Raw genomic sequence first — 2,364 nt, 5'->3', positions numbered from 1 at the left:
CGGCTGCTCGGTTTCTACGCCGGTCTGGCGGACGCGCTGTCAACGGCGGGATGTGAGGTCCTCACCCCTGCGCAGGGTCGTTGTGTCGACATATTGACCCGGTTCGGCCTACGTCCGCATCGTCTCGACTACGTACGAGGGGTTGCCCTGGTGCGGGAACCGGCGAGCGGGCGCCCCGGTTGTGAGCCGGGTGCCCACAGCCACTCACCCCTGCCGGTTCGGGTCGCGCTGGAGGCCGCCGCACAGGCCGGCGGGCCGCTGCCCGAGCTGGTGATCGGCGATCACGGATGGGTCTGCGGCGCAGGTCAGCTGGGGTTCGAGGCCATCGGTCTGGCCGACACCGACGATCCGGCGCCGTTCGTCGGCGAGGCCGAGGGAAGGGTGGCCGTCGTCGTTCCGGTTGATGACGCAGTGCGGTCTGCTCACTACCGGCCGCTGACCCGCTACGTGCTCAATCGGGCCTGCCTGTCACAGTAGGCCGCCGATGGGTGCACCTCTTCCCCACTCGCATCACCCGCCCCTAGTCTGGGGAGTGAGCACGCAACGACGAAGAGTCACCGGAAGGGGAAGCCGGTGGCCGTCGAGTGCGGAAGGTTCAGGTGTGTCATGGCTGCAGCTGGCGAGAGGCCTCTGAACGAGGTTCAGTTCCTTACCGTGGCGGAAGTCGCCTCGGTGATGCGAGTGTCCAAGATGACCGTGTACCGCCTGGTGCACAGCGGTCATCTGCCCGCGATCCGGGTGGGGCGGTCCTTCCGCGTCCCGGAACAAGCGGTACACGAATACCTCCGCGACAGCTATGTGGGGGTGGAGACGGCCTGACGGCGACCCCCGGGTGACCGGCGGGGACCCCCTCGATTACGACCTCGGCGCTCGGTTGGGTAGGCTAGCCCCTCGTAGGTCGTGTGGGCCCATGGCGCCCAAACAACCGAGTGATGAGAAGTGAGCGAGGGTAGTCGTGGGCTCTGTTATCAAGAAGCGGCGCAAGCGGATGGCCAAGAAGAAGCACCGCAAGCTGCTCAAGCGCACGCGCGTTCAGCGTCGCAACAAGAAGTAAGCGGTCCCCCGCGCAAGCGGGTGTCCGTGAGCGACGCCGCGAGAGCGTGACACCTGTGGCCCCCCACCGGCAGTGGTGGGGGGCCACAGGCATGTTCCGGACATGTGCCGACGGGGGAAATTCCGTTCCCCCGCCCACCTGGGGCCCTCCCACCGCACCGCCGACCGGCTAGGTTGGCCGCACACGGGGAACGCGGGATACCGGATACGCGGGAGGGAGGCGGCGATCTTGGGAAGGGTCGTGCTCGTCACCGGAGTGGCCCGGCAACTGGGCGGCCGGTTCGTGCGGCGGATCCAGCGGGACCCGGAGGTGGACCGGGTGATCGGCGTGGACGCCGTGCCGCCCGAGCACCATCTGGGCGGGGCCGACTTCGTCCAGACCGACATCCGGCAGCCGACCATCGCCCGCGTGCTCGCCGAGTCGGGCGCCGACACGGTCGTCCACCTGGACGTGACCGGCACCGCGCTGGGCGGCGGCAGCCGGGCCACGGTCAAGGAGACCAACGTCATCGGCACCATGCAGCTGCTCGGTGCCTGCCAGAAGTCGCCGGCCGTGCGCCGGCTGGTGGTGAAGTCCAGCACGAACGTCTACGGCTCGGCGCCGCGCGACCCGGCCGTGTTCACCGAGACGACCCCGCCCAAGTCGCTGCCCAGCGGCGGTTTCGCCAAGGACACCGTCGAGGTGGAGGGGTATGTGCGCGGGTTCGCGCGGCGGCGGCCGGACGTCGCCGTGTGCGTGCTGCGGTTCGCCAACATCCTCGGCCCCACCGTGGACACCCCGCTCGCCTCCTACTTCTCGCTGCCCGTCCTGCCGACCGTGTTCGGCTACGACCCGCGGCTGCAGTTCGTGCACGAGGACGACGTCGTCGAGGTGCTGCGGATCGCCTCCCACGAGCCGCGCCGGTCCACCCTCAACAGCGGCACCTTCAACATCGCCGGGGACGGCGTGCTGCTGCTGTCGCAGTGCTCCCGACGGCTGGGGCGGCCCACCGTGCCGCTGCTGCTGCCCGCGGTCACCTGGGCCGGGTCCCTGGTGCGTACGCTCGGTATGACGGACTTCTCACCGGAGCAGATCCGGCTGCTCACCCACGGACGGGTGGTGGACACCGGCCAGATGCGCGAGACGCTGGGCTTCACCCCCCGCTACACGACGGCCGAGACGTTCGCGGACTTCGCGCACGCGCTGGGCCCGGGGCTGCTGCCGCCTCAGACCCTCGCCGGGGCCGTCGACCGGGTCGCCGCGCTGTCCGCGAGGGCGGCCGGCCACCTCCAGACGCACAGCGCCAACTGAGGAGCGGCAACGATGGCGGA

The 2,364-nt window shown here is 70.1% G+C and carries 4 protein-coding genes; all 4 read left to right on the top strand.

Annotated features, from left to right (window positions below; genetic code table 11):
• Positions 1 to 477, top strand: a 477-nt coding sequence (locus H5J33_RS31420) for a phosphatase (RefSeq protein WP_181798151.1), incomplete at its 5' end; no start/stop codon positions are given.
• A 129-nt stretch (positions 478 to 606) separates the two neighbouring features.
• The gene (locus H5J33_RS31415; protein ID WP_121791081.1) at positions 607 to 819 is read left to right on the top strand and encodes a helix-turn-helix domain-containing protein; all 213 of its coding nucleotides are present in this window, start codon (positions 607 to 609) and stop codon (positions 817 to 819) included.
• 136 nt (positions 820 to 955) lie between these two features.
• Positions 956 to 1,054, top strand: a complete 99-nt coding sequence (locus tag H5J33_RS31410; protein ID WP_003948845.1) for a 30S ribosomal protein bS22 — start codon at positions 956 to 958, stop codon at positions 1,052 to 1,054.
• A gap of 228 nt (positions 1,055 to 1,282) precedes the next feature.
• A complete protein-coding gene (locus tag H5J33_RS31405) occupies positions 1,283 to 2,344 on the top strand; it encodes an NAD-dependent epimerase/dehydratase family protein (RefSeq protein WP_181798150.1) in 1,062 nt (353 codons plus the stop codon).
• The last annotated feature ends 20 nt before the right edge of the window (positions 2,345 to 2,364 follow it).

It is taken from the genome of Streptomyces sp. WELS2 (genome assembly GCF_013870595.1).
In the GTDB taxonomy this organism is placed as follows: Bacteria; Actinomycetota; Actinomycetes; order Streptomycetales; family Streptomycetaceae; genus Streptomyces.
This window is presented reverse-complemented; position numbering and strand designations above follow the sequence as displayed.